Origin of the sequence: Vibrio sp. V42_P2S4T144 (genome assembly GCF_009904715.1) — a bacterium.
GTDB classification, from domain to species: Bacteria; Pseudomonadota; Gammaproteobacteria; order Enterobacterales; family Vibrionaceae; genus Vibrio; species Vibrio alginolyticus.
The window spans coordinates 1-4391 of sequence record NZ_WXWS01000397.1 but is presented as its reverse complement, the minus strand read 5'-3'; the positions used below and the strand labels follow the sequence as shown (position 1 = coordinate 4391).

4 protein-coding genes are annotated in these 4391 nt (G+C 49.2%); 2 read left to right on the top strand and 2 right to left on the bottom strand.

What is annotated here, in order from left to right; genetic code table 11:
- Positions 1-41: 41 nt before the first annotated feature.
- Together CAG68_RS13410 and edd are read left to right on the top strand one after the other, a co-directional pair.
- On the top strand, positions 42-566 hold the full coding sequence (locus tag CAG68_RS13410) for a gluconokinase (RefSeq protein WP_005478642.1): 525 nt from the start codon (positions 42-44) through the stop codon (positions 564-566).
- Positions 566-2362, top strand: coding sequence for a phosphogluconate dehydratase (edd, locus tag CAG68_RS13405; protein WP_086046419.1), 1797 nt, complete (start codon positions 566-568; stop codon positions 2360-2362). Before CAG68_RS13410 ends, edd begins: the two co-directional genes overlap by 1 nt.
- Before the next feature lie 1357 nt (positions 2363-3719).
- Here edd and CAG68_RS13400 read toward each other — a convergent pair.
- Positions 3720-4049, bottom strand: coding sequence for an SMR family transporter (locus CAG68_RS13400; RefSeq protein WP_005478614.1), 330 nt, complete (start codon positions 4047-4049; stop codon positions 3720-3722).
- A partial coding sequence (locus CAG68_RS13395; RefSeq protein ID WP_161441260.1) for an SMR family transporter occupies positions 4046-4391 on the bottom strand: 346 nt, incomplete at its 5' end. The genes CAG68_RS13400 and CAG68_RS13395, both read right to left, overlap by 4 nt.

The following is a 4391-nucleotide window of genomic DNA, read 5'->3' as shown; positions in this document are numbered from 1 at the left end:
AAAATTGAGATCACGCGCAAATTTGGTTATGAGGATAAGTTATGGCTGGTAGTAGTGTCATCGTTATGGGCGTTTGTGCTAGTGGTAAAAGCACAATTGGTGAGCATCTAGCGAAAAAGCTAGGGCGTAAATTCATTGATGGTGATGATCTTCATCCACGAGCGAACATTCAGAAAATGGCATCGGGCCAGCCTCTGAACGATGATGATCGCAAGCCATGGCTAGAACGCATTCGTGATGCGGCGTACAGCCTAGAAAGCAAAAACGAACACGGCATTATTGTCTGTTCAGCACTGAAAAAGATTTACCGCGATCAGATCCGCGAAGGCAACGACAACGTGACCTTCCTGTTCCTTGATGGCGATATGGAGTTGATCCTTAATCGCATGCGTATGCGCAAAGGCCACTTCATGAAAGAAAACATGGTGAAGAGCCAATTCGAGACGCTAGAGCGCCCAGACAACGAGCCTCAAACTCTGATCATCAGTATCGACGGAGACATCAGCGACGTGGTGGAACGCTCTGCCGCTGAGCTAATCAAAATGCAAGCGATCGAGGTGGCGTAATGACTCACTCTGTTGTTCTTGAGGTCACACAACGTTTGACCGAGCGCAGCCGTGAAGCGCGCGCTGCCTTTCTTACTCGCACCGAAGTGCAAGCCGAAGCGGGCAAAGGCCGCGTTGGTTTATCTTGTGGTAACTTAGCCCATGCAGTCGCCGCTTCTTGCTCTTCTGAAAAGAAAAATATTCTCGATTTTACTCATGCCAATGTCGCGCTGATCAGCGCCTACAACGACATGTTGAGCGCCCACCAGCCGTACCAAGATTATCCAGTGCAAATCAAACAAGTGCTGGCGGACTACGGCCATACGGCGCAAGTCGCAGGTTGTGTGCCAGCGATGTGCGATGGGGTGACTCAAGGTCAAGCAGGCATGGATATGTCGCTGTTTTCACGTGACTTAATTGCGCAATCAACGGCGTTGTCTTTGAGTCACAATGTCTTTGATGCCACATTACTGCTTGGTATCTGTGACAAAATCGCCCCGGGGCAACTGATGGGCGCGCTGTCTTACGCGCATCTACCGACTGCGTTTGTACCAGCGGGTCTGATGGCAACAGGCATCAGCAATGAAGAGAAAGTCGACGTGCGCCAAAAATACGCAGCGGGTGAAGTCGGCAAAGACGCTCTACTGGATATGGAGTGTCGCGCTTACCACTCTGCGGGGACGTGTACGTTTTATGGCACCGCCAACACCAACCAGTTGGTGTTCGAAGCCATGGGCTTGATGCTGCCAGGTTCGGCATTCATTCATCCCCATACCCAACTGCGTAAAGCGTTAACCGATCACGCAGCTCTGAAAATCGCCTCAATGACGGCGGGTTCTGCACACTTCCGTCCGTTGGCAGAAGTGGTCACAGAAAAGAGCTTGGTCAACGGCATCATCGCTCTACTTGCATCTGGCGGCAGCACCAATCACACCATTCATATGATCGCCGTGGCGCGTGCTGCTGGCATCTTGCTCACGTGGCAAGACATCAGCGATCTTTCGGATGTGGTTCCTTTGTTAGCTCGCGTTTACCCGAACGGCCCAGCCGATATGAACGCGTTCCAAGACGCGGGGGGCGTGCCTGCGTTATTGCACCGCTTGAACCAATCCGAGCTTTTGCATCGCGATGTGAAACCCGTGTTTGGTGAATTTGAAGACCAAATGACGCTACCGAGCCTTATCGATGGCCAACTGACTTGGACACCGTGCCAAGGCAGCCAAGACGGTGACGTGATCGCCAAACCGGACGCCACTTTCCAAAACACCGGCGGCACTCGCGTACTGACTGGCAACTTGGGTAAAGCCGTGGTGAAAGTGTCTGCGGTGAAAGAAGAGCAACGCGTGATTGTTGCACCTGCGATCGTATTCCAATGCCAACACGAAGTGGAAGCCGCGTACAAACGTGGTGAGCTGAACAAAGATTGCATCGTTGTAGTCACACACAACGGCCCAGCAGCAAACGGCATGCCTGAACTGCACAAGCTGATGCCAATTTTAGGTAACGTGCAAAAAGCGGGCTTTAAAGTGGCGTTGGTTACTGACGGTCGTTTATCTGGCGCGTCAGGTAAAATTCCGTCTGCGATTCATGTTTCTCCAGAAGCCATTCGTGGTGGCGCGATTGGTTTGGTGCGCAACGGTGATTTGATTCGCCTTGATTGCCAAACGGGCGAACTGAACAACTTAAGCGATACCACTGGTCGCGAGTTGATTCATTTCGACACCGAATCTACCCAACAAACCTGGGGACGAGGCTTGTTTAGCGTGATCCGCCAAAACGTCTCTAGCGCAGAAGAAGGCGCAAGCTTCATTGTTTAAGGCGAGAAGAAAGACCTCGTCATTCCGACGAGCCTAGGCGAGATCAGGAATCTACTATCAACGTGTTGTGAAGATAGAGAAAACTCCTCTGCCACTGCACTTTTTGTTGGTAGATTCTGAATCACGCTCGTCCCTCGCTGTTCAGAATGACGAGCTTTGGGATTAGCCTCAGTTCTTTCTAAAAAACGAATGAATCCGTCATTCCGACGAGCCTAAGCGAGATCAGGAATCTAATAGCAAAATGCGTGAAGCCAGAGAAAACTCCTCTGCCACAGCACTTTTTGTTGGTAGATTCTGAATCACACTCGTCCCTCGCTGTTCAGAATGACGAGTTTTTGGGATTGGCCACTGCTCTTTCTAAAAACGAATGAATCCGTCATTCCGACGAGCCTAAGCAATATCAGGAATCTAATATCAACGTGTTGTGAAGCCAGAGAAAATCCCCTCTGCCGAAACACTTTTTGTGTTGGTAGATTCTGAATCACACTCGTCCCTCGCTATTCAGAATGGCAAGCTTTGGAGTTGGCCTCGGTTCTTTTTAAAAATGAATGAGTCCGTCATTCCGACGAGCCTAGGCGAGCTCAGGAATCTACTATCAACGTGTTGTGAAGCTAGAGAAAACCCCTCTTCCACAGCACTTTTTGTTGGTAGATTCTGAATCACGCTCGTCCCTCGCTGTTCAGAATGACGAGCTTTGGGATTAGCCTCAGTTCTTTCCAAAAAACGAATGAATCCGTCATTCCGACGAGCCTAGGCGAGATCAGGAATCTAATAGCAAAATGCTGTGAAGCCAGAGAAAACCCCCTCTTCCACAGCACTTTTTGTTGGTAGATTCTGAATCACGCTCGTCCCTCGCAGTTCAGAATGACGAGCTTTAGGATTGGCCTCTGTTCTTTCTAAAAAGCGAATGAATCCGTCATTCCGACGAGCCTCAGCAGGATCGGAATTTAATATCAACGTGCTGTGAAGCCAGAGAAAACTCCTCTGCCACTGTACTTTTTTGTTAGTAGATTCTGAATCACGCTCGTCCCTCGCTGTTCTAAATGACGAACTTTAGGATTGGCCTCGGTTCTTTCTAAAAAACGAATGAATCCGTCATTCCGACGAGCCTCAGCAAGATCAGGAATCTAATATCAACGTGCTGTGAAGCCAGAAAAAACACTTCTGCCACAGCACTTTTTGTTGGTAGATTCTGAATCACGACCGTCCCTCGCAGTTCAGAATGGCAAGCTTTAGGATTGGCCTCGGTTCTTTTTAAACGAATGAATCCGTCATTCCGACGAGCCTAGGCGAGATCAGGAACCTTGCTCGTCTCTTGCTGCTCAGAATGACGATATCTAGCATTCAGTAAATTACATCAAGCGGTCTTCATCACTACGACGGCAGCAATCACCACAAAGATACCAAACCAGCCGATTGGCTTGAGTTTCTGCTTAAACAGCAAGGCTCCACCCACTGCGGTACCCAAGATACCGATCGCACCCCAAGAGGCATAAGCAATGGCTAAGTCGATCTCTTTCACCGCTTGTGCCAACAGCGTGAATGCTGTCAGTACCAACACAATCGCCGCAATGCCCCAGCCTTTATATTTAAAACCTTTTGAGCGTGTCAGCGCCATATTGGCCATGATATCGACCAAGGCAGCCATCACGACAAATCCAAATGACATCGTAAAAAATTGACTCATGATTCGCACCTTGTACTAGTAGAAAATGAACGTTCTTTTGCCGGTTTATCGGTGTTTTTCTTGGCGTTAGGTTGACCATGTGATTCCCCTAAGGTCACACACACAATGCCAACAACGGCTAACATCAAACCAAACAACTCTTGACGATTTAAATTGGCATCAAAGGCGATGATCGACACCACGGTGATCAACGAGATACCTAACCCTTCCCAGACAGCGTATGCCACACCTATCGATATTTTCTTCGCGGCAAACGCGAGAAAGTAGTAAGAGATTGCGATCAGCACATACATTACGATGTAGCCCCACCACCCGTGCCCTTGTCCGATAAGAGACATAGTG

Bases quoted from the DNA above. Each gene is read 5' to 3' on its own strand.
- CAG68_RS13410 (WP_005478642.1), top strand. From the start codon at position 42: ATGGCTGGTAGTAGTGTCATCGTTATGGGCGTTTGTGCTAGTGGTAAA.
- CAG68_RS13400 (WP_005478614.1), bottom strand. From the start codon at position 4,049: ATGAGTCAATTTTTTACGATGTCATTTGGATTTGTCGTGATGGCTGCC.
- edd (WP_086046419.1), top strand. From the start codon at position 566: ATGACTCACTCTGTTGTTCTTGAGGTCACACAACGTTTGACCGAGCGC.